This is a genomic window from Anoxybacillus gonensis (genome assembly GCF_001187595.1).
Classification (GTDB): domain Bacteria; phylum Bacillota; class Bacilli; order Bacillales; family Anoxybacillaceae; genus Anoxybacillus; species Anoxybacillus gonensis.
The window spans coordinates 1,722,981-1,743,451 of the sequence record NZ_CP012152.1; the positions used below are offsets into that span (position 1 = coordinate 1,722,981).

26 protein-coding genes are annotated in these 20,471 nt (G+C 41.0%); 8 read left to right on the top strand and 18 right to left on the bottom strand.

Annotation, left to right across the window (positions count from 1 at the left end):
* From rpsA to AFK25_RS09010, 5 genes are all read right to left on the bottom strand, one after another.
* Nucleotides 1–1,140, bottom strand: coding sequence for a 30S ribosomal protein S1 (gene rpsA / locus AFK25_RS08990; protein WP_035066954.1), 1,140 nt, complete (start codon nt 1,138–1,140; stop codon nt 1–3).
* A 148-nt stretch (nt 1,141–1,288) separates the two neighbouring features.
* Nucleotides 1,289–1,870, bottom strand: coding sequence for a lysophospholipid acyltransferase family protein (locus AFK25_RS08995; protein ID WP_009373701.1), 582 nt, complete (start codon nt 1,868–1,870; stop codon nt 1,289–1,291).
* Nucleotides 1,870–2,547 (bottom strand): (d)CMP kinase, encoded by a 678-nt coding sequence (cmk, locus tag AFK25_RS09000; RefSeq protein WP_019417631.1) that lies wholly within the window; start codon nt 2,545–2,547, stop codon nt 1,870–1,872. Before cmk ends, AFK25_RS08995 begins: the two co-directional genes overlap by 1 nt.
* Before the next feature lie 75 nt (nt 2,548–2,622).
* Nucleotides 2,623–2,802, bottom strand: coding sequence for a YpfB family protein (locus tag AFK25_RS09005; RefSeq protein ID WP_019417632.1), 180 nt, complete (start codon nt 2,800–2,802; stop codon nt 2,623–2,625).
* A 54-nt stretch (nt 2,803–2,856) separates the two neighbouring features.
* Nucleotides 2,857–3,516, bottom strand: a complete 660-nt coding sequence (locus AFK25_RS09010; protein ID WP_026011664.1) for a flagellar brake protein — start codon at nt 3,514–3,516, stop codon at nt 2,857–2,859.
* 128 nt (nt 3,517–3,644) lie between these two features.
* On the opposite strand from AFK25_RS09010, the gene prsW reads away from it, so the two are divergent.
* The 3 genes from prsW (at nt 3,645) to ypeB (ending at nt 6,626) form a co-directional block, all read left to right on the top strand.
* Nucleotides 3,645–4,319, top strand: coding sequence for a glutamic-type intramembrane protease PrsW (gene prsW, locus AFK25_RS09015; protein WP_019417634.1), 675 nt, complete (start codon nt 3,645–3,647; stop codon nt 4,317–4,319).
* Nucleotides 4,320–4,433: 114 nt separating this feature from the next.
* Nucleotides 4,434–5,267, top strand: coding sequence for a spore cortex-lytic enzyme (gene sleB / locus AFK25_RS09020; RefSeq protein WP_009373706.1), 834 nt, complete (start codon nt 4,434–4,436; stop codon nt 5,265–5,267).
* Nucleotides 5,268–5,279: 12 nt separating this feature from the next.
* Complete coding sequence (gene ypeB / locus AFK25_RS09025) at nt 5,280–6,626, top strand: germination protein YpeB (RefSeq protein ID WP_019417636.1); 1,347 nt, start codon at nt 5,280–5,282, stop codon at nt 6,624–6,626.
* 11 nt (nt 6,627–6,637) lie between these two features.
* Here ypeB and bioA read toward each other — a convergent pair whose 3' ends face one another.
* The 4 genes from bioA to AFK25_RS09045 all read right to left on the bottom strand — a co-directional run bounded on the left by bioA (nt 6,638) and on the right by AFK25_RS09045 (nt 11,038).
* Nucleotides 6,638–8,002: an adenosylmethionine--8-amino-7-oxononanoate transaminase gene (bioA, locus tag AFK25_RS09030; protein ID WP_035066952.1), complete on the bottom strand. Its 1,365-nt coding sequence runs from the start codon at nt 8,000–8,002 to the stop codon at nt 6,638–6,640.
* Entirely contained in the window at nt 7,978–8,646 is a 669-nt protein-coding gene (gene bioD, locus AFK25_RS09035; RefSeq protein ID WP_019417638.1) for a dethiobiotin synthase, read from the bottom strand. Before bioD ends, bioA begins: the two co-directional genes overlap by 25 nt.
* A gap of 76 nt (nt 8,647–8,722) precedes the next feature.
* Nucleotides 8,723–9,703, bottom strand: a complete 981-nt coding sequence (locus AFK25_RS09040; protein ID WP_009373711.1) for a YpdA family putative bacillithiol disulfide reductase — start codon at nt 9,701–9,703, stop codon at nt 8,723–8,725.
* A gap of 69 nt (nt 9,704–9,772) precedes the next feature.
* The gene (locus tag AFK25_RS09045) at nt 9,773–11,038 is read right to left on the bottom strand and encodes a Glu/Leu/Phe/Val family dehydrogenase (RefSeq protein ID WP_006319394.1); all 1,266 of its coding nucleotides are present in this window, start codon (nt 11,036–11,038) and stop codon (nt 9,773–9,775) included.
* A gap of 182 nt (nt 11,039–11,220) precedes the next feature.
* On the opposite strand from AFK25_RS09045, the gene AFK25_RS09050 reads away from it, so the two are divergent.
* Nucleotides 11,221–11,907, top strand: a complete 687-nt coding sequence (locus tag AFK25_RS09050) for a PIG-L deacetylase family protein (RefSeq protein WP_009373713.1) — start codon at nt 11,221–11,223, stop codon at nt 11,905–11,907.
* A gap of 26 nt (nt 11,908–11,933) precedes the next feature.
* Here the strand turns inward: AFK25_RS09050 and AFK25_RS09055 are convergent, their stop codons facing one another.
* From AFK25_RS09055 to AFK25_RS09070, 4 genes are all read right to left on the bottom strand, one after another.
* Nucleotides 11,934–12,521 (bottom strand): genetic competence negative regulator, encoded by a 588-nt coding sequence (locus AFK25_RS09055; RefSeq protein WP_009373715.1) that lies wholly within the window; start codon nt 12,519–12,521, stop codon nt 11,934–11,936.
* 81 nt (nt 12,522–12,602) lie between these two features.
* Nucleotides 12,603–13,523: a MerR family transcriptional regulator gene (locus AFK25_RS09060; protein WP_019418541.1), complete on the bottom strand. Its 921-nt coding sequence runs from the start codon at nt 13,521–13,523 to the stop codon at nt 12,603–12,605.
* Between the two features lie 82 nt (nt 13,524–13,605).
* Complete coding sequence (locus AFK25_RS09065) at nt 13,606–14,364, bottom strand: metallophosphoesterase (protein WP_009373720.1); 759 nt, start codon at nt 14,362–14,364, stop codon at nt 13,606–13,608.
* Between the two features lies 1 nt (nt 14,365).
* The gene (locus tag AFK25_RS09070) at nt 14,366–14,740 is read right to left on the bottom strand and encodes a hypothetical protein (RefSeq protein WP_035066950.1); all 375 of its coding nucleotides are present in this window, start codon (nt 14,738–14,740) and stop codon (nt 14,366–14,368) included.
* A 118-nt stretch (nt 14,741–14,858) separates the two neighbouring features.
* Here AFK25_RS09070 and AFK25_RS09075 point away from each other — a divergent pair, with 118 nt between their 5' ends.
* Genes AFK25_RS09075 through AFK25_RS09085 form a run of 3 tightly spaced genes read left to right on the top strand, consistent with a single transcriptional unit; the run spans nt 14,859 to nt 15,926 of the window.
* A complete protein-coding gene (locus AFK25_RS09075; protein ID WP_009373723.1) occupies nt 14,859–15,095 on the top strand; it encodes a spore coat associated protein CotJA in 237 nt (78 codons plus the stop codon).
* On the top strand, nt 15,079–15,339 hold the full coding sequence (locus AFK25_RS09080; protein WP_009373725.1) for a spore coat protein CotJB: 261 nt from the start codon (nt 15,079–15,081) through the stop codon (nt 15,337–15,339). Before AFK25_RS09075 ends, AFK25_RS09080 begins: the two co-directional genes overlap by 17 nt.
* 17 nt (nt 15,340–15,356) lie before the next feature.
* Nucleotides 15,357–15,926 (top strand): manganese catalase family protein, encoded by a 570-nt coding sequence (locus AFK25_RS09085; protein ID WP_009373727.1) that lies wholly within the window; start codon nt 15,357–15,359, stop codon nt 15,924–15,926.
* Here the strand turns inward: AFK25_RS09085 and AFK25_RS09090 are convergent, their stop codons facing one another.
* Genes AFK25_RS09090 through AFK25_RS09110 form a run of 5 tightly spaced genes read right to left on the bottom strand, consistent with a single transcriptional unit; the run spans nt 15,927 to nt 19,983 of the window.
* Complete coding sequence (locus tag AFK25_RS09090) at nt 15,927–16,364, bottom strand: YpbF family protein (protein WP_009373730.1); 438 nt, start codon at nt 16,362–16,364, stop codon at nt 15,927–15,929.
* A 60-nt stretch (nt 16,365–16,424) separates the two neighbouring features.
* Nucleotides 16,425–16,946 (bottom strand): LysM peptidoglycan-binding domain-containing protein, encoded by a 522-nt coding sequence (locus AFK25_RS09095; protein WP_009373731.1) that lies wholly within the window; start codon nt 16,944–16,946, stop codon nt 16,425–16,427.
* The gene (locus AFK25_RS09100) at nt 16,939–17,529 is read right to left on the bottom strand and encodes a CPBP family intramembrane glutamic endopeptidase (RefSeq protein ID WP_019418536.1); all 591 of its coding nucleotides are present in this window, start codon (nt 17,527–17,529) and stop codon (nt 16,939–16,941) included. Before AFK25_RS09100 ends, AFK25_RS09095 begins: the two co-directional genes overlap by 8 nt.
* Entirely contained in the window at nt 17,526–18,968 is a 1,443-nt protein-coding gene (locus AFK25_RS09105; RefSeq protein ID WP_009373734.1) for a RecQ family ATP-dependent DNA helicase, read from the bottom strand. Before AFK25_RS09105 ends, AFK25_RS09100 begins: the two co-directional genes overlap by 4 nt.
* A complete protein-coding gene (locus AFK25_RS09110; RefSeq protein WP_035066945.1) occupies nt 18,961–19,983 on the bottom strand; it encodes a YpbB family protein in 1,023 nt (340 codons plus the stop codon). Before AFK25_RS09110 ends, AFK25_RS09105 begins: the two co-directional genes overlap by 8 nt.
* 200 nt (nt 19,984–20,183) lie before the next feature.
* Between AFK25_RS09110 and AFK25_RS09115 the strand changes: the two genes are divergently transcribed.
* The gene (locus tag AFK25_RS09115; protein WP_003394452.1) at nt 20,184–20,432 is read left to right on the top strand and encodes a ferredoxin; all 249 of its coding nucleotides are present in this window, start codon (nt 20,184–20,186) and stop codon (nt 20,430–20,432) included.
* Nucleotides 20,433–20,471 lie beyond the last annotated feature (39 nt).

Below are 20,471 nucleotides of genomic sequence, written 5' to 3' on the forward strand. Positions count from 1 at the left end.
TTATTTTAATTTTTTTAACTGTTCTCCGATGACTTCACCAATTTGAAATCCTGTCGTCGTCTCTGTTGAAGTTGTATATTCACGATAGTCTTCTTCTACATCTTCTTCAAGCAATTCACGAATGCTTAACGATAATCGTTTTTCTTGTTCGCTTACTGCAAGCACTTTTACTTTGACGATATCGCCTTCTTTTAGCACTTCATGTGGCGTGCCGATATGCTTTGTTGAAATTTGCGAAATATGAACGAGCCCTTCAACGCCCGGCAATACTTCAACGAATGCTCCAAATGGAGCTAAACGTTTCACTGTACCTTCTAATACATCGCCTTCTTTTATTTTTTGTTCAATTCCATCCCAAGGAGCTGGCAATGCTGCTTTAACAGACAAAGAAACGCGACCGCTTTCTTCATCAATCGCAAGCACTTTTACTTTGACGACATCGCCTTCTTTTACAACGTCTGACGGATGATCTACACGCGTATGGGCAAGTTGAGAAATATGTACGAGACCATCAACCTCGCCGATATTGACGAATACGCCGAAGTTCGTCATGCGCACGACTGTTCCTTCAAGCACTTGACCAACTTGAATCGACTGTAATGTAGCTTTCTTTTTCGCCGCCTCTTCTTCTTCTACAACCGCCCGATGTGATAAAACAACGCGATTTTTTTCTCGATCGAGCTCAACTACTTTTACAGTTAATGTACGTCCTTTATAGTCTGAGAAATCCTCGACAAAATCTTTTTCCACAAGCGACGCCGGGATAAATGCGCGAACACCGACATCCGCAACGAGCCCGCCTTTTACAATATCTTTCACGACTACATCAAACGTTTCACCGCTTGCAAGCTTTTGCTCAAGCACTTCCCATGCTTGTTCTGCATCTGCTGCCTTTTTCGATAAAATAAGCGCTTCATCTTCTACTTTTTTCACTTTGGCGACGACTGCATCTCCGACTGACAGAACATCGCTTGCTTTTTCGATATGAAGACTTGATAGCTCGCTGATCGGGATAATGCCGACAAGCTTGCTTCCTTCCACATCAATGAGCACTTGTTTGTCTTCTACTTTCGTTACTTGACCTTTCACTGTGTCGCCTACTTCATAGACGCGCACATCGACTTGATTCATCTCTTCCATAGTGAATACCTCCTTACACTCCACACCTGCTCGACGACAGAAATATATGTTCAATGGGCGAACAACAATATGCTCGTCCATTTGACACAAAGAAAAAACTTCCTTTTTTACTAATCTGTATTAAAACATTCATTTTGTCAAGTCCTAACTATTGATGTTCATGTAAAAGTTGTTGAATATGTTCCATAATCACGGCCGTCACTTCATCGGCACTCGCTTTTCTTTCTCGCCATGGTGTAAAGTCAATTGGGGCACCGTATACAACTTTTAATTTTTTTCCAATACGATAAGGACCGACAATCGCACAAGGCACGACAACCGCATCGCTACGCAATGCAAAAAATCCTGCCCCGGCTAGCCCTTTTTTCAACTTTCCATCCTTACTTCGTGTTCCTTCAGGAAATAACCCGAGTACATGTTTCTCTTTTAATAAAGCTAATCCTGTTCGCAACGCTTCGCGATCACCCATTCCGCGACGAACGGGAAACGCATGTAGGCGAGAGACGAGTTGTTTAACAATAGGGGTGCGAAACAGTTCTTCTTTTGCCATAAAATGAACCGGGCGCGGACATGTAATACCAACAACCGGCGGATCTAAGTTGCTAATATGATTCGCACAAATGATAACCGCACCTTCTTTTGGAATATGTTCGACTCCACTAACTTCAATACGATAAAGTGGAGTAAGCACTTGTTTCACAAGCGCGCGGGCAAACGTGTAAAAACTCACTACCCCTTCACCCTTTCTTGGACAATGCGCATAATGCGATCAACAACTTCATCAATGGATAGCGATGTTGTATCAATTTCAATAGCGTCTTCTGCTTTTTTTAACGGAGCGACGCTACGTTCAGAGTCAATTCGATCACGCTGAGCAATTTCTTCTTTGAGTTGCTCTAAATTAGAAGGGATGCCACGTGCCACGTTTTCTTCATGACGACGTTTTGCCCGTTCTTCCACAGAAGCGAGCAAAAAAATTTTTACTTCAGCGTGTGGCAACACGTGCGTACCAATATCGCGACCGTCCATCACAACACCGCCATGCTGCCCTAGCTCACGTTGGCGTTTCACCATTTCTTCTCGCACTGCCGGATGTTTAGCGACATACGATACGTTGTTTGTCACATCGTTTTTTCGAATGGCCTCCGTTACATCTTCACCGTTTGCCAATACAAGCTGTCCGATTGGAGACGGCTTTAATTCAATATATGTATCATGAAGGACGTTCATTAATTGTTTTTCATTATGAACATCTACTCCGCGCTGAAGAGCGCAATATGTTAAGGCGCGATACATCGCTCCTGTATCAATATAAACGTAAGATAATGCTTCAGCTAACCGTTTCGCGACCGTGCTTTTTCCAGCAGCTGCCGGTCCGTCAATCGCGATCGAAATTTTCTTTTCCATACTGCCTCCTATACATCGTTTTGTTTTCAACAAAAAAGCAGGAACACTCCTGCTTCTTATATTGTATCATACCGTTTATCGTTGGTCGAATGTTTCAATCGTTTTCGTAGCGGAATTTTTCATTACCCCTTCGTAACGAATGACTTTCACAATATAAGGAGCAATGGACGAATAAGAAACGACAAACTGAGCAATAAATAAAAAAATAAATTGAATGATCGCTAGCTTCCATAACATTCGTTCAATCTTCTTCATTCGTTTCTCCCTCGCTAATTTTTTTATTTTTATTATGGGAGAAAACGGCTATATTTATGCGTCCAACTGTTCTTTTTTCCTCGTTTTCAGCTGTTTTTCAAAGCTGTAACGAATCAATGTCAGACGATCTACATCGTTCACTTCCAAAAATTCTAAAGAGGCTTTTAAAACATTTTCTTCAAAAATGCGAACAACGCGCGCAGGAAAATGTAAATAGTGATAATCTCCTGAACGCATATGGAGCACGAGCCAAATGTCAATCGTCATCCCATGTTTTACTCCTGTTTCATTGTTTGGCAATACAATGGCTGCACCACCCGCACTGATATCACTTGTAACGGTCGTAAACGGGGCGAATTCGTCATTGAGCGGATGAACAGCAACATCTACAATCGCATCGACACGTAAAAACTGACGACGTTGAATACGAATAAGATGCTCATCTCCAGGATATGACAAAATAAGAAGCGGAATATTGCGCTTTGTTCGACCTAACACTTCTGCTTCAAACGCATAAACCGCTTCATCTTCCCCGACAAAACTTACTTTTAATTGCGTTCCGTCGAGCAAAAATGCAGTGCGATTCGTGCTCATATCAATCGGATAATCAATATAAATTTTCCCATTTCCCATTTCTGCCACTTTACATTTATAATTTTCTATTTTTTCACTATATTTCGGTTCAAGCATTAACGGCACTCCAATTTTAATCAACGTATAAACCTCCCTCGCTAAAAACAGTTCTTTCTTTATTGAAAAATACACCTCATAGCATTTTCAATTTGACAATAACATGATACCATCAAAATGAAAAGAAAAGAATTGGGAACGAGGAAAAAATGATGTGGGCTATTATTTCTGCAGGGATTGCTCCCGGATTAGCGCTGCTCAGTTATTTTTATTTAAAAGATGAATACGAAACGGAACCGTTATCACTCGTTTTGCGCATGTTTTTATACGGTACGTTTTTAGTGTTTCCACTCATGTTTATTCAACACGTGTTAAAAGTTGAGCATATGCTCCCCAACGCCTTTGTTGAAGCGTTTTTGTCAACAAGTTTGCTAGAAGAGTTTTTTAAATGGTTTGTGTTTTACTATGCGATTTATGACCATCGGGAATTTAACGAACCATATGACGGCATCGTTTACGGAGTAAGTGTATCGCTCGGATTTGCTACGCTTGAAAACATTTTATATTTATTTGCAAATGGTGTTGAATTTGCGGTTACTCGCGCCCTTTTACCTGTATCAAGCCATGCGTTGTTTGGTGTCATCATGGGTTTTTACTTAGGAAGGGCAAAATTCGGTTTACCTAAAAAAGAAAAAAACTATATATGGTTATCTTTTCTCCTTCCGTTTTTATTTCACGGCATATACGACTATATTTTATTAACGCAAGAACGTTGGATATATTACATGCTCCCATTTATGATTTTTTTATGGTGGCTCGCTTTGCGAAAAGTCAAACTTGCGAGAGGGATGACGATCGAGATGACCCAATCATCAAGCCAGGCGTAACGCTTGGCTTTTTTTATTTATGCAAGTCCTTTCGCTTTTCTTATGTATAAAAACGTTATTGTGACAAAAAATAGCGTCAAAAGGTATTGTTTACACATCAAGGGAGGAGTCACAATGCGCAAATGGTTCATTTGTTTATTTTTGATTTTTTCATTTAGTTATACATCGCAGACGCACGCGTTTTCCAAACAAGTCATCCAACGCGGAGCTGTCGGCGATGATGTGATTGAACTACAAGCACGATTGCAATATCTCGGCTTTTACAGAGGGAAAATTGATGGAGTGTTCGGTTGGCGAACGTATTGGGCGCTAAGAAACTTTCAATACAAATTTAAATTGCCTGTCGATGGGTTAGCAGGAGAAACGACGAAGCAAAAACTCGTACGCGCATCAAAATATTACAAATCATTTGTTCATAACAATTTGCGAAAAGGAAATACGTTTACTCATTACGGCGGCGTTCCGTTAAGCAAACAAGTGAAAGCACGTAAAACAAAAACAAAAAATCAAGCCACTGCTACAAAAGCGACAAATACAAAACAAATGGCTGTAAAGCGCGTCAAATCCGCTGCAGTAAACGTTCCAAACGGATTCTCACAAAATGATATACAGCTTATGGCAAACGCTGTACACGGTGAAGCACGCGGGGAACCATATATCGGACAAGTGGCTGTTGCCGCAGTCATTTTAAATCGCATCAATAGCCCTTCGTTTCCGAACACCGTCGCAGGCGTTATTTTTGAGCCAGGAGCGTTTACAGCTGTCGCAGACGGACAAATTTGGCTCACCCCAAACGAAACGTCTCGCAAAGCGGTACTTGATGCCTTAAACGGATGGGATCCATCAAGTGGAGCGTTATATTATTTTAATCCACATACAGCGACAAACGGGTGGATTTGGAGCCGTCCGCAAATTAAACGAATTGGAAAACATATTTTTTGTAAATAGGAGGGGAGTTTTTTGCTACGAATTTTACTTATTGGAGCACTATCGATCGGCATTGCTGGCACAGCCTACTGGGGATATCGCGAGCATCAACAAAAAAATGCGATTTTAATTCATGCAGAAAACAATTATCAACGCGCATTTCATGATTTAACATATCAAATCGACTTACTTCATGATCAAATTGGAACAACACTTGCAATGAATTCCCGCCAATCGCTGTCACCAGCACTTGCGGAAGTGTGGCGTCTTGCGTCAGAAGCACATGCGACAGTCGGACAACTTCCGCTCTCACTTTTACCGTTCAATAAAACAGAAGAGTTTTTGTCTAATATTGGCTCATTCAGCTATCGTGCAGCTATTCGCGATTTAGATAAACAGCCATTGAACGCTGAAGAATATAAAACGTTGCAACAACTATATAAAAAATCTGCTGACATTCAACAAGAGTTGCGAAATGTACAGCATCTCGTATTAGAAAATAACTTGCGTTGGATGGATGTCGAATTAGCGCTGGCGACAAACAATCGCCCAAATGACAACACCATTATTGATGGATTTCAAACCGTAGAGAAAAACGTTCAATCTTATAACGAAACCGACTTCGGTCCGTCGTTTACAAGCATCGAAAAGAGGACGAAAGGGTTTGAACATATTTCTGGGAAAAAGATTACAAAAGAAGAAGCAAAACAAATTGCAAAAACGTTTCTCGGTTTAAAAGGAAATGAGGACATACAAGTCGTTCATAGCGGAGAAGGAGCAAGCGATGCTTTTTATAGTGTAACGATTAAACATCCGAAAACAAAAAGTGAAACGTATATGGATATTACCGAAAAAGGAGGATATCCGATTTGGGTCATTGAAAACCGTCCCGTCAATAAACAAAACATTAGTTTAAATGAAGCAACGATGCGCGGGCTTCAGTTTTTAAAACAACATAAATTTAACAACTTCGAATTGTACGAAAGCACACAATATGATCATGTCGCTGTTCTCACATTCGTCACAGCAAAAGATGGCGTTCGTATTTACCCTGAATCCATTAAAATGAAGATCGCATTAGACGATGGAAACATTATCGGCTTTTCCGCTCGCGATTACTTATCGTCGAAACGCGAACGGAAGATTCCAAAACCATCTATTTCTATTGAACAAGCACGAAAAAAAATGAACCCAAATGTCGCCATTATGGAAGAAAGAAAAGCGATCATTATGAACAATATGAATCAAGAAGTGCTTTGCTATGAGTTTTTAGGAACACTCGGAGATGACACGTACCGCATTTTTATTAATGCGCAAAATGGGATTGAAGAGAAAGTAGAGAAACTTCAAAATCCTGAACCTATATATGGTGAAATATAAGGGGCTGACAATTAGCCCCTTTTTTCTGTCGTTTCAATAATCGCCTCTTTCATGATCGCAATCATCGCCTCTAACTGCTCAAACGTACTCGCTAACGGCGGCATGAAGACGATCACATCGCCAAGCGGACGTGTTAACATCCCTTTTTCTCTCATTTTTAACGTTGTTTTATATCCCATCCGTTCCGTCCACGGATACGGTTCATGTGTATGTCGATCGCGCACAAGCTCGATGCCGCACATGAGCCCAAGCTGTCGCACATCACCGACATGATTCAGTTCAGTAAAAGATGCGAGCTGTTCGGCAACGAATGTAGCTTTTTGCTCTATTTGTTCAATGAGTCGCTCGCGCTCAAAAATTTGTATATTTGCTAAAGCAGCGGCACAGCCAAGCTGATTTCCTGTATAAGAATGTCCATGAAAAAACGTTTTAAACTCCGTATAATCGCCATAAAACGCCTCATAAATCGTTTCGGTCGTCAACGTAGCGGCAATCGGCAAATAGCCACCTGTAATTCCTTTTGCAACGGTCATGATATCCGGTTTCACGTCTTCATGTTCAATGGCAAATCGTTTTCCCGTTCGTCCAAATCCAGTGGCCACTTCATCGACAATGAATAAGATGTCATAACGGCGGCATAATTGTTCAACTCCTTTTAAATACCCCGCTGGCATAATATGCATGCCGCCCGCTCCTTGAATCATCCCTTCTACAATGATCGCAGCAATTTCTTCATGACGTTCGGCGAGTAACGTTTCTAATGCGTGCAACGCTTCATCGCGCACAACGTTTGGATCGTTGCTCGGATGGCGATAGACGAGCGGAAACGGCGCTTTATAGCTTGTAAACATGAGCGGTTCATATACGGTATGAAAAAGATCAATCGCCCCGACGCTAATGGCGCCGACTGTATCTCCGTGATACCCATTTGTCAATGTGACAAATTTTTGTTTTTTATGTTCTCCGATGTTTCGCCAATATTGAAAGGCGATTTTGAGCGCAATTTCTACAGCTTCCGCTCCGCTATCTGAATAAAACACGCGCGTCAAATGACTTGGCGTCCATTCAATTAATTTTTCTGCCAATGCAATCGCAGGAATATTCGCTGCACCTAAAAGCGTCGAATGGGCAATTTGCTCAAGTTGGGCGCGAATCGCATCATCAATTTCTTTTTTGCGATGTCCATGCACGTTGAGCCAAAGTGATGAATATCCATCATAATACGTTTTTCCGTTCACATCTGTTAAAAAAATTCCTTCCCCGCTTTCAATGACGAGCGGATGTTGTTCATAATCTTTCATTTGCGTAAACGGCAACCATAAGTATGTTTTGCTTTTTTCGACCCACTCGTTCATTGCCACCATTCCTTTCTCCATACAATGTCACTATAAGAAACGTTCGGCATATGTGGAATTTCACCAATCACCGGAACACCTGTCATCGTTTCAATCATCCGTATGTTGTCTTGTTCGATTTCATTTTTCGGTGTAGAAAAGCCGTTCATGATAATGCCAGCAATGCGCAAACGAAACGCTTTCACATATTGTACCGTTAACACCGTATGGTTAATCGTTCCGACGCTCGCTCGCGCAACGATAATGAGCGGAAGCGATAACAATTGAGCTAAATGAGCAACGAGAAATGATTCGTCAACGATCGGAACAGCAATTCCTCCCGCCCCTTCGACAAGCACGAAATCATACGTTTGTTGCAGCTTTTGCATATGCGCCACAATCCGTTCCGGCTCTATAGTTACCCCATCGATTCGAGCAGCTAAATGCGGAGAACAAGGGGTTTTCAATACATATGTACATCCTTCTTCATCGGTGACATCGATGATTTTTCGATACATGTCCACATCAGGTGCAATCCATTTTCCCTCTTTCCATTGCGCTCCGCTTTGAACAGGTTTATAAGCCGTTGCACGTATACGTTTATCGATCAGGGTGCGCAACATACAAGTGGTGACAAATGTTTTCCCTACATCTGTATCTGTACCTGTAATAAAAAATCCTCTCATCCTCTTCCCTCCTTTTTGTTAACTCATATTTTACGATAGTTAACAAAAAGAAACAATAAAAAAAAGCGTCCGAAAGTTATTCGGACACTTTTCCCTCTCTTTTTGCGATACACGCAGCAATTAGATCGCCATGAAAGCGACCGTTTTCAATAAAAATTTCATTCGCGTTATTTCCAGCGGCAATGACACCGGCAATAAAAATACCTTCCACATTCGTTTCCATCGTTTCTGGATGATACATCGGCCGCCCTGTTTCAGCATCGATATGAACGCCCATTTTCTTTAAAAAATGATGATCAGGGTGATATCCTGTCATTGCAAAAACGAAATCGTTTTTGATTGACTTCACTTCATCGCCAACGCGATAAATAACCGCGTCTTCCGTAATTTCTTGCACATGGGCGTTAAATTCCATTTGAATGACCCCTTGGCGTACAAGCGAGTCAAATTCGGGCAAAATCCACGGTTTGATGCTCGAAGAATATTGTGAGCCGCGATATAATACGGTGACGCGCGCCCCTGCTTTCACGAGTTCTAATGCTGCATCGACGCTTGAGTTTTTTCCACCAATGACGACGCAATCTGTATTGTAATAAGGATGTGCTTCTTTAAAATAATGCGTCACTTTCGGCAAATGTTCCCCAGGCACGTTCATATAGTTTGGGTTGTCATAATATCCTGTCGCAATAACGACATACGTTGCTTCGTACGTATCTTTGCTCGTTTCAACGATGAACGTTCCATCCGCTTGCTTCGTGACACGCTCTACTTTTTCAAACGCATGAACGCGAATGTTTTTCCGCGTCACCACTTCACGATAGTAAGCAAGAGCTTGATTCCGTTTCGGCTTTCGATTTTCTGTAATAAACGGCACGCCACCAATTTCTAAACGGTCACTCGAACTAAAAAAAGTTTGATGTGTCGGATAGTGGTATATGGAATTCACGATATTTCCTTTTTCAATGACAAGCGGTGAAAAGTGCGCGTTTTGCAATGCGATCGCAGCAGCTAATCCACACGGTCCTCCACCAACAATAATGATTTGTTCTTTTTTCACTTGACGCTCACCTCAATGAAAAATCTCCTATCATACAATGATAGGAGATTTTTCGCATTCGTGCAAATATTAAATCCAGCCACGGAAACGGCACGCTTCCGCCATTTTCCGCACCCCGACCATATATGCAGCTAAACGCATATCAACGCGACGTGTTTGCGACGTTTCATATACGTTATTGAACGCTTTGACCATCACTTTTTCAAGCTTTTCTTCCACTTCTTCTTCCGTCCAATAATATCCTTGGTTGTTTTGTACCCATTCAAAGTAAGAAACGGTGACTCCACCAGCGCTTGCTAGGACGTCAGGAACAATTAAAATTCCGCGTTCTGTTAAAATTTCTGTCGCTTCTAATGTCGTCGGACCGTTTGCGGCTTCAACGACAATTTTCGCTTTAATGTTGTGCGCATTTTCTTCTGTAATTTGATTTTCAATCGCTGCTGGAACTAAAATGTCACAATCTAATTCAAGCAGCTCTTTATTTGTAATTGTATTTTTAAATAGTTTCGTCACCGTACCAAAGCTGTCGCGACGATCTAATAAGTAATCAATGTCAAGACCGTTTGGATCATATAAACCGCCGTATGCATCAGAAATGCCGATCACTTTTGCTCCCGCATCGTGCATAAATTTCGCTAAATAGCTTCCAGCATTTCCAAATCCTTGCACAACAACACGCGCGCCTTTTAAGTCAATGCCGCGCTTTTTCGCTGCTTCACGAATACAAATCGTAACCCCTTTGGCTGTGGCCGTTTCACGACCGTGTGAACCACCTAATACAAGCGGTTTTCCGGTAATGAATCCCGGTGAGTTAAATTCATCAATGCGGCTATATTCATCCATCATCCACGCCATAATTTGTGAATTTGTAAACACATCGGGCGCAGGAATATCTTTTGTTGGACCGACGATTTGGCTAATGGCGCGAACGTAACCACGACTGAGTCTCTCTAACTCGCGGAATGACATCGTACGAGGATCACATACAATTCCGCCTTTTCCACCACCATACGGTAAATCGACAATGCCACATTTTAAACTCATCCAAATGGAAAGTGCTTTCACTTCGCGTTCTGTTACGTTCGGGTGAAAGCGAATACCCCCTTTAGTTGGACCGACCGCATCGTTATGCTGTGCACGGTAGCCAGTAAACACTTTCACTGAGCCATCGTCCATGCGCACCGGAATTTTCACCGTTAACATGCGCAACGGCTCTTTTAACAGCTCGTATACTTCTTCAGGATATCCGAGCTTTTCAAGCGCTCTATGTATGACGATTTGCGTCGCTCGTAAGACATCATGTTTTTCTTCGTTGGTATGCTTTTCGGCTACCATTTGTAAACCTCCCATGACCTTTTGTAAAATATTGTCCGCCCTTCATGTCATAGTATACACCTTCTATGAGCATATGCAAAGAAGTTTTTATCGATTTTTTGTAATCGTTTTCAAAAAATCGATCATTCACATCATTATACGAAAGCGATATAATGAACGTACCGATAGAAAGGAGCGAAAAAATGAAAAAACGAATTTTATTTTGCTTTGCACATCCGGATGACGAAACGTTTACTGTTGGAGGGTTGCTTGCTTCATTAGCGAAACGTGAAGATGTAGAAACCATTGTATATAGCGCGACGCTTGGCGATGCAGGAAAATGTGGGAATCCACCGGTTTGTACAAAAGAAGAATTACCTCACGTACGTAAAAAAGAATTAGAACAGGCAACAGCTATTTTAGGCGTCGATCATGTCATTACTGGTACATATCCAGATGGAAAGCTGCCTGAATATGAAGAACAACTTGTCGATTCGATTTGTCATATCATTGAACAGTATAAACCGTCCGTTGTCGTTACGTTTCCGCCACACGGCATTTCCGGTCATCGAGACCATCAAGCGATTCAACGGGCAACGTATCAAGCGGTCAAAGCAATGGATCATATCGTAGAACAGCTCTATTACGTGACTGTCGTCGGTCGTCCGGATCGCTACGGTGATCCGATTGAAAACATTGATATCGTCTTCACGTTTACAGATGAAGAAGCAAAAAAAGTGCGGCAAGCGTTGCTTGTGCACCGTACGCAACATTTATCCGTCGAACGTGTATTTCCAACTGTTCATCATGATTCGTTTCATAAGTTTCAAAATCGCGAATACTTCATCCGCGCATGGTCAAAAGAAAGCGAACCACCTTATCCATTTTAAAAATAACCTTCGCTTATACGCGAAGGTTATTTTTTCACAAAGTATTGATATATGTGGGCGATCGCTTCATTTGCGATCAATTTTTTCCCGTACTCTTCGACACGATAAATCGTTAATGTGGACGGACTACCATATTCAGCCAAAATGGCAACAAAGTTATCTGTTTGAATGACAGATTCAGCAAAATGTAAATAAAAGCGTCCTTCATAACTGTAAAGCGAGCCACCATGGCAACCGAGCGAATAGAGACGCGTCGCTAACTGAATGACATCTTCAAACGTTTGAAATTCGAAAAATATATCATCGCTTTCATCTAGCGTGACTTGCATTTCAATATAATCATCGCTAAACTCATCTTCCTCATCTGTCATCTCACCTTCGCTCGTTACGATGACAACCATCCCCTGTGCCGGTAAAGAGTACACTTCCACAGCGACCGACCCGTTAATTTCAAAGCCGAGCTCTTCACTTGCTTCCTCAATCATATCACGAAATAGCTCATGCACTTTGAACGTATCTTTCCATAAATCTTCTTTCGTTAAACCGCGCTCGACTAAATCGTCAAATGTGAGGAATATTTTAATTTTATTGTAGTTTAAGCGTTCAAGCCGCATAAACATCCCTCCTTACCTACACAGACTTTACTGTTAGCATATGACGAACGCATAAAAACGTTCGTCATATTACTAATGAGTTTACATCGTTTTCTCCCTTTTAGACAAGTATTTTTCATTCGATTTTAGCCATTCGTCCCATTGTTCTTTTGATTGTCCGAGAAAATGAGCACCGTACGTTTTTTTCATTTGTTCATCCACTTCATCAAATGCCCGTCCACCTACTCCAATACGAATGGATGGATACGTTTGTTTCAATTGATCGACAAGTTGTAGCGTCGCCTGTACGTTTTGTTGTAACGTACACGATAAGAATATATAAGATGGCTTCACTTCATCAATGACAATAGGTAAATCATGTTGGTCAATACTTGCCCCTAAATAAATCGTCTCGTACCCTCTTCGACGCAAATATAAGGTGAAAATGAGCAGCCCAAGTTCATGCCATTCGTTCGGTCCACAGACAGAAATCGTCTTCGGCAGCAAGCGGTTTACCGGTAACATCGAAAACGCCATTCCAATTCTTGAACGTAAAAAAGCAGAGGCGAAATGTTCATGTGCACTCGTAATTTTTCCGTTTTCCCATAAGTCCCCGATTCGTACAAGAAGCGGACTTAATATATCGAGTGCCACTTTTTCAACCGTATATAAGCTAAACGCCTCATTTAGCAATTCATGCGCTGTCCACTCTTCAAACGATAAAAGTGCTTGCAACAAACGTTCGCGAAGCCCTGTCACATGATCTTCTGCTTGCACGCGCACTTCTGAAGGTTGTTGTTCTAAAAGAGAGACGGCTTGACTAATCGTAAAACCTTGATTCACTTTATCAACAAGCCATTTTAATATTTGGACTTGTTCCTCCGTATATAGCCGATGCCCAGCTTCGTTACGCGGTGGAGCGATGATTTGATAGCGACGCTCCCATGCTCGCAATGTCCCAGGCTGAATCCCTAACATGTTTGATACCGCTTTAACATTATATTTTCCTTCTTGCGTTGACATATAAAATCCTCCATCTTTCGCATCATTCTGTCAACATTATAGCGAACAGGAGGGAGGTGTGTAAAATTTGTATAAGTTTTGCTTAACTTTTATGTTCTAATTCGATCAGATGTGTCTCCGCACGCGCACCTAAACGAAGCGGAAGCGTCGTTGTTCCATATCCGTTGCTAACAAGTAGCATCGTCCCATTCACGTTTTGTAAACGCCCTTTTTCATATAAGCCAAATGGACCAAAACGAATTTGCCCACCGTGCGTATGTCCGCTTAAAACGAGAGAAATGTTATGTTCTGGCTTTATTTTTTGCATGATGCGCGGATCATGGCTAACAACGATGCGAAACGCCGCATCGCCTGCATCACTTAACGCCAAATCAAGCCGATCCCGCCTTTTATTCATATCGTCCACACCAAGCAAAGCGATGCGATCACCTTGTTCACTTTCAAATATGACCGCGGTATTATCTAATATTTTCACACCACTTTCAAGCAATAAGGCATCTAATTCATGGTAATCTACTTCATAATCATTATTTCCCCAAACAAAATAGACAGGGCCGAGCTGCTTTAACAATTCGACGTTTTGTTTGACACGTGAGAACGGTACTCCTTTTTCTATTAAATCTCCGCCGATGACAACAAGATCAACTTTTCCTTTCAACGAACGAATGAACGTTTCGGACAAACGCCGCCGATGAATATCTGAAATAAAGAAAATACGAAACCGAGAAAAGCTTTTTGGAAATGTCGGAAACGATAATGACTGAACAATGACCCGATTGCGATGCGCTTCGATCCACATGTAGATGATGAAGCTAACGAACGCTATGACAACATACATCATTTCAATTTTCCCTCTCTTTGTATACACTCATTGACATCATACCATATACGAAAGAAAAGAGAAAAAAAATCACCGTTTTTTCCACATCAATGGTTGCTAATATTATAAACGTTACGAAAACACTGTACGAAAGAAAACATTCTTTTCGATTCATCGTCTCCTTCCGCCATGCCCGCAACGTATGCCAAATGGCTGTGCGAATTAAAACAGCATTGGCGATAAAACCGATCAAAAAACTAACAAGCGCAAAAAATGTTTTCATTGGATCAAAAATCATATCAGTCAAAAGCAATTCAAGTTCAAATGGCTCCACCGTTGGCGTCCAAGCAATCATAAAATAACCACAAATCAAACCGATGATCAAAAAAAGCCACATATGCCTCCCTCCTTTTCTCAACATAAACATATGAATAAAAAAATAAAATGACACAGTGTATACAGACATGTCATGTTTTCATATATATGAATGATGTTTATGAAAAGGAGGCACATTCATGTTTACAACTCGAAAAACGTATTACCCATATACAAGCCCGTTCGATCCTTGTCCACCGATCACTCAAAAAACATATGTCACAGCTCCAAATTTATATGTCGGATTTCAACCGCCAAACTTGCCACAATTTTCGCCAAGTGAAGCGTTAAAAAAAGGAACACTATGGAAAATATTTTACGATCCTTATTACAACGCACGTGAAAAAGGAGGGAGAGCAGATGAACCAAATGCCTAAAGAGTATTATGATCTTCTTCATCAACTTCAAGCGATCGATTTTGTGCTCGTTGACTTAGCGCTTTATTTAAATACGCATCCGAACGATTATGAGGCCATTCGGCAATTTAACGAACGATCTTTAGAGCGAAGAAAGTTAAAAAAACAGTTCGAAACGCAATTCGGCCCCTTACAGCAATATGGAAATAGCTATTCCCAATATCCATGGGATTGGTCAAAAACACCTTGGCCTTGGCAAGTATAAGGAAGGGAGAAAACATCATGTGGATTTATGAAAAAAAATTACAATACCCTGTACGCGTCAGTACGTGTAATCCGAAGCTTGCGAAATATTTAATTGAACAATATGGCGGAGCAGATGGAGAACTTGCTGCCGCGTTACGATATTTGAATCAACGATACACGATACCTGATAAAGTAGTCGGTTTACTGACAGATATCGGAACGGAAGAGTTTGCCCACCTCGAAATGATTGCAACGATGATTTATAAACTAACAAAAGACGCTACACCTGAGCAGTTAAAAGAAGCTGGTTTAGGTGAACATTACGTGAACCACAGTCATGCATTATTTTATCATAACGCAGGAGGAGCGCCGTGGACAGCGACATACATTCAAGCAAAAGGCGATCCCATTGCCGATTTGTATGAAGATATCGCTGCAGAAGAAAAAGCTCGCGCCACGTATCAATGGATCATTGATATGAGCGACGATCCCGATTTAAACGACAGTTTACGCTTTTTACGCGAACGTGAAATCATTCATGCACAACGCTTCCGAGAAGCCGTTGAAATATTGAAAGAAGAGCGAGACCGAAAAAAAATTTTCTAGCTATTTATTTTCATGGTAAAGCGAAATATCATATTTATCTTTTAGCCAAGCATAAAGAATATGTCGGTTTTCCCATGTTTCTTTTTGAAGTAACTCGCTACTTTTTTGAATAAGTTCGCAGCGGAGTGCATGAAAATCTTGCTCCGCTTTTTCACTTTTCTTTTTATAAAAAGAGACGAGCCAGCCAAATGACGAAATCAATGCAACAAACCAAAAAATACGTTGGTCAATAAGAGCCATCACGAATCGCTCCACAGACGTACGATGTAAAACGAAAACTGTTTGATATATATACATGCCAAATAAAGCGAGAGAAAATAAAAATAAACTGAATGACCACTTCATTCTTTTTTTCATATCGTCCCATTCTTTTTTGTGAGCGATGATGCGCTGTAAAATGACTTTTGTCACTTCATCTAATTCCATTGGGAAAATCATAGCCACCCCTACCGATCGTGTTTTACTACGATTGTATGTCCATCGGCAGAGGTGTATACCTTATTTTCCGTTCATATTTGGGATTTTTAATACTTGTCCTTTTTGGAGCTTCGTGCTCGTTAAACGGTTCCATTCTTTAATAAGATCCATTCCTTTTTCATTTCCATAATACTTCATTGCAATGCTATATAACGTTTCATTTTCTTGTACTGTATGATAAATAAAAGACGGCTCTGTTTCATCGGATCCATCTTCCTCTTGTTTTGCTTCATTTTCGAGCGGTTTTCGTTGTGTCATCTCTTCTTTTTGTTGATCGACGTCAACGGTCTCATAACTGTCGTCATCAATCGTCACAACTTGGACTGGACGTTTGTCAACTAAATGGTATATGCTATAAATCGAAATCGGCAATAAGACGAAAAAGAGCGCAAGAATACGAACGAGTGGGTGTTTTATTTTCCATTTCGTTTTTTTCTTTTTATGCACTTCACTTCGTGGCGGCAAATGAAGTTCATCGCTTTCTTGTTGCTTATTTATATTTTCCATTTTTTTACGCAAATTTTCTGCTTGATCTTCACGCATCGCTATTCACCTCTTCTGTCCGATACCGGATGTGTAACGCTAAAATAAAATCAATGAGAAAGTGGGCAAAAATCGTGACCCATAAATTGCCCGTCCATTCATATATAAAACCAATCCAAAAACTTAAACTAACGACAGCAACAAGAAGAAGCCATCTTCTCCAATAACGAATATGCAATAAACCGAAAATGACGCTCGCAAAAAGTAAGCCAACGTGCGTCTGAATGACACCGCGAAATAACAATTCTTCACAAAATGCAATCATTGCAGTCATGATAAAAATGTGCGGAACCGAGCGAGAACGAAACAGCTTTTCATTAATCCCACCATCATCATACCACTGTTCAGGTACATAACGAATGAGTAAAAAATCGACAAAAAGAACGAGCGCTGCACAACCGCCACCATATAATAATATTTCCCGCACATCCCATTGCCATATCGCAAAAAATGTTGCAGGTGTAAATAAATATATGCCTAATGCGAGCGCTACAAGAAAAATAAGCGCTTGTGTGAAATACAAGTGATATACTATTTCCTGTTCACTTATTTGATTGGCAATGTCCATTTGTTTTTTTATCATTTGTTTTCCACCTTTATCGAAAACATCGCCCGAAGCTCTTCATGCCATGGACGTAACTGTATTTGTTTCATATGTTTTACAGGGGCATTTACGTATATATGGGCGCCACATCGGTCACAACAACGTTCATTCGGAAGTGGTTGTTGTTCAAAATATGAAAGCATCGCACGCCGGCGACAAGTTTGTTCGTGTACCCATCGTTGCATAAATATCCATTTGTTCATTTTTTCTTTTTTTCTTTGCTCGATATGGGCATACAGTTGTTTTGCTAATATGTTCACATCTTCTTGAACATTCATTTGTTCTAACCAATATAAAAGAAGCCGTTGTTGTACATCTGTTAATCCCGTCTCTTTCTGTCCATGACGTAAAGCGTCCAGCGCATAAACGATTTGCTCTTTTGTCGGAAATTCCGCATCGATCATCGCTTGTCCGAGTTGCTCGTCTCCTGGCGCATACAATAATATCGCTATGCTTTCGTTTCCATCTCGCCCGGCGCGTCCAATTTCTTGCCAATATGCTTCCGGTTGCGTCGGCAAATGAAAATGAATAACGAAGCGAACGTTCGGTTTATCAACACCCATTCCAAACGCATTCGTACAACAAATGACGTCTAACTGATCATAAACAAACTGTTGTTGAATAAGAAGTCGCTGTTCGCCATCCATGCCTCCATGATAGTAACCAACACGATGATCTCCATGTAACATGTTTGCTAACGTTTCTGCCCATTGCCGACTCGATACATAAACGATGCCTGGCTTAGGCAATATAGCGATCAGTTGTTTTAACGCTTCCATTTTCTCTTCTAACGTATGAACGTATTGAACATATAAGCAAATGTTCGTTCGATCAAGTGGGTACATATGCTGTTTCACTCGATCAAGTTTAAGCGTTGCGACAATATCATCAATCACTTGACGAGTTGCCGTTGCTGTTAGCGCTAAACAAGGCGGGTTGCCGAGCGTTTCACGAAGAAGACCGAGCTTTAAAAAATCAGGACGAAAATCGTGTCCCCATTGTGAAATGCAATGCGCTTCATCTACAACAAACAACGAAATGTTTATGCGCGTTAGCGCTTCAATGAGCAAGGGAGATTGTAAAATTTCAGGTGAAGCGTAAATAAAACGGTACGATGCTAATTCATGTAGCACGTCTTTTTTTTCGCGATAGGAAAGAAAACGATTCAGTGCGACAACACGTTTTTCACCGCGATTTTTAAGCTGTTGTACTTGATCTTCCATGAGAGAGACGAGCGGTGAAATAATTAGCACACTACCGTCCAATATGTAGCCAGGAAGCTGATAACAAAGCGACTTCCCCCCACCGGTCGGGAGCATAGCGACACAATTTCGTCCATGAAGCACATCTTCAATAATTTCTTTCTGTCCGATGCGAAACGAATCGTAGCCAAATCGCTCCTTTAATATGTTAATCATCTTCCTTATCCCACCTTGCTAACGCGAGCCGAATTTCAAAATAAGAAACGTCTGGCAATGCTTCTTTAATTGCCCGCAATTTTTTCGTTTTTAATTGTCGTGCCTGTTGTATAATGCGCTTACGTTTATTCTCATCTAAAAACGGCATCGTCACAAATGACGGCACATATGTCGCGATTTCTACAACATGATCTTCAATCGTCCCTTTTTTCAATCGACGCAACTCGGCAATTTGTTCTAGTGAATATCCTTCTTTTAACATTTCCCAAGTTTTTTGGGCTGAGCTTGTTAATTGTGTGCGCATTTGTTCACGTAACGAGAAGAGAAGCGGAAATGTTTCCTTTTCTTTTTCTGTCGTCTCAAGTATAAAATGCAACACATTTTGAAACGATAGCGATACAGCTACATCTTCTTCTTTGATCGCATAAGCAATTTGTTCGTTCGTCCATCCGATGCGCGCATGGCTTGTCAACCGCCAAACAAAAATGTTTGCGTCTTTTTCTTCTACACGGCTGAGTAACTCATACATCTCTTCATATAGCGACCGAGCGATCGTCTGCATATGTTTATGTTGAAACAACCACTGCTTTACAAATGATTGAATGCGCTCATCGCGATGTATAGGCTCAAATGGTGTGCGATGAATGATGTTTGTGACCGTTTGAATAAGCAAAGAAAGCCGTTTCCAAAATAAAGAGGATTCATCCATATATTTCCACCCATCCACGTAAGGAGGAAAAGCAAAATAACGAAGCTCCTCTTTTCCGCTTAAAGTGATGCGATATATATGCTCATCCACTTTGTTAATCCATCCGTTAGCTTCTAATTTGCGTGCAATATGAAGCAACCGAGAACGATCAATCGGCACGGTTCCAAATAGCCGACTAGCGTTGTACCACTTGCTATCTTGTAGCGTTTGCGCCGTTTTTTTCCCGTTCAGCAAATGGTCAATCGCAGCGAGTGACCGCTCACCACGAAAACGATCGATACAAAACAAAACGATGTGTTGTAACATGCAACATTCACTCCATTTTCCCTTTCATTTTACCAGATTAAGCGAAAGGATGTGAGGGAAAACTATGCACTGATAAGCATTTTCATTGGAGTTTTTTATTGAAAAGTTGTCGGAACACATTTATTATAAAAGTGTGAGGAATACGTTTCCAACGTTTCATATGAAGCGATTGGTTCCATATAATTAAGGAGGGTCATTGTATGCCAAAGTACACAATTGTTGACAAAGAAACATGTATTGCCTGTGGTGCGTGTGGAGCAGCTGCACCAGATATTTACGACTACGATGATGAAGGCATTGCGTACGTTACATTAGACGACAACCAAGGCATTGTGGAAGTGCCAGACGTATTGATTGATGATATGATGGATGCGTTTGAAGGCTGTCCAACAGACTCGATCAAAGTCGCGGACGAGCCATTTGATGGCGATCCAAACAAATTTGAATAAGAGCATCGAAGGGCAAACTTCACATGAAGCTTGCCCTTT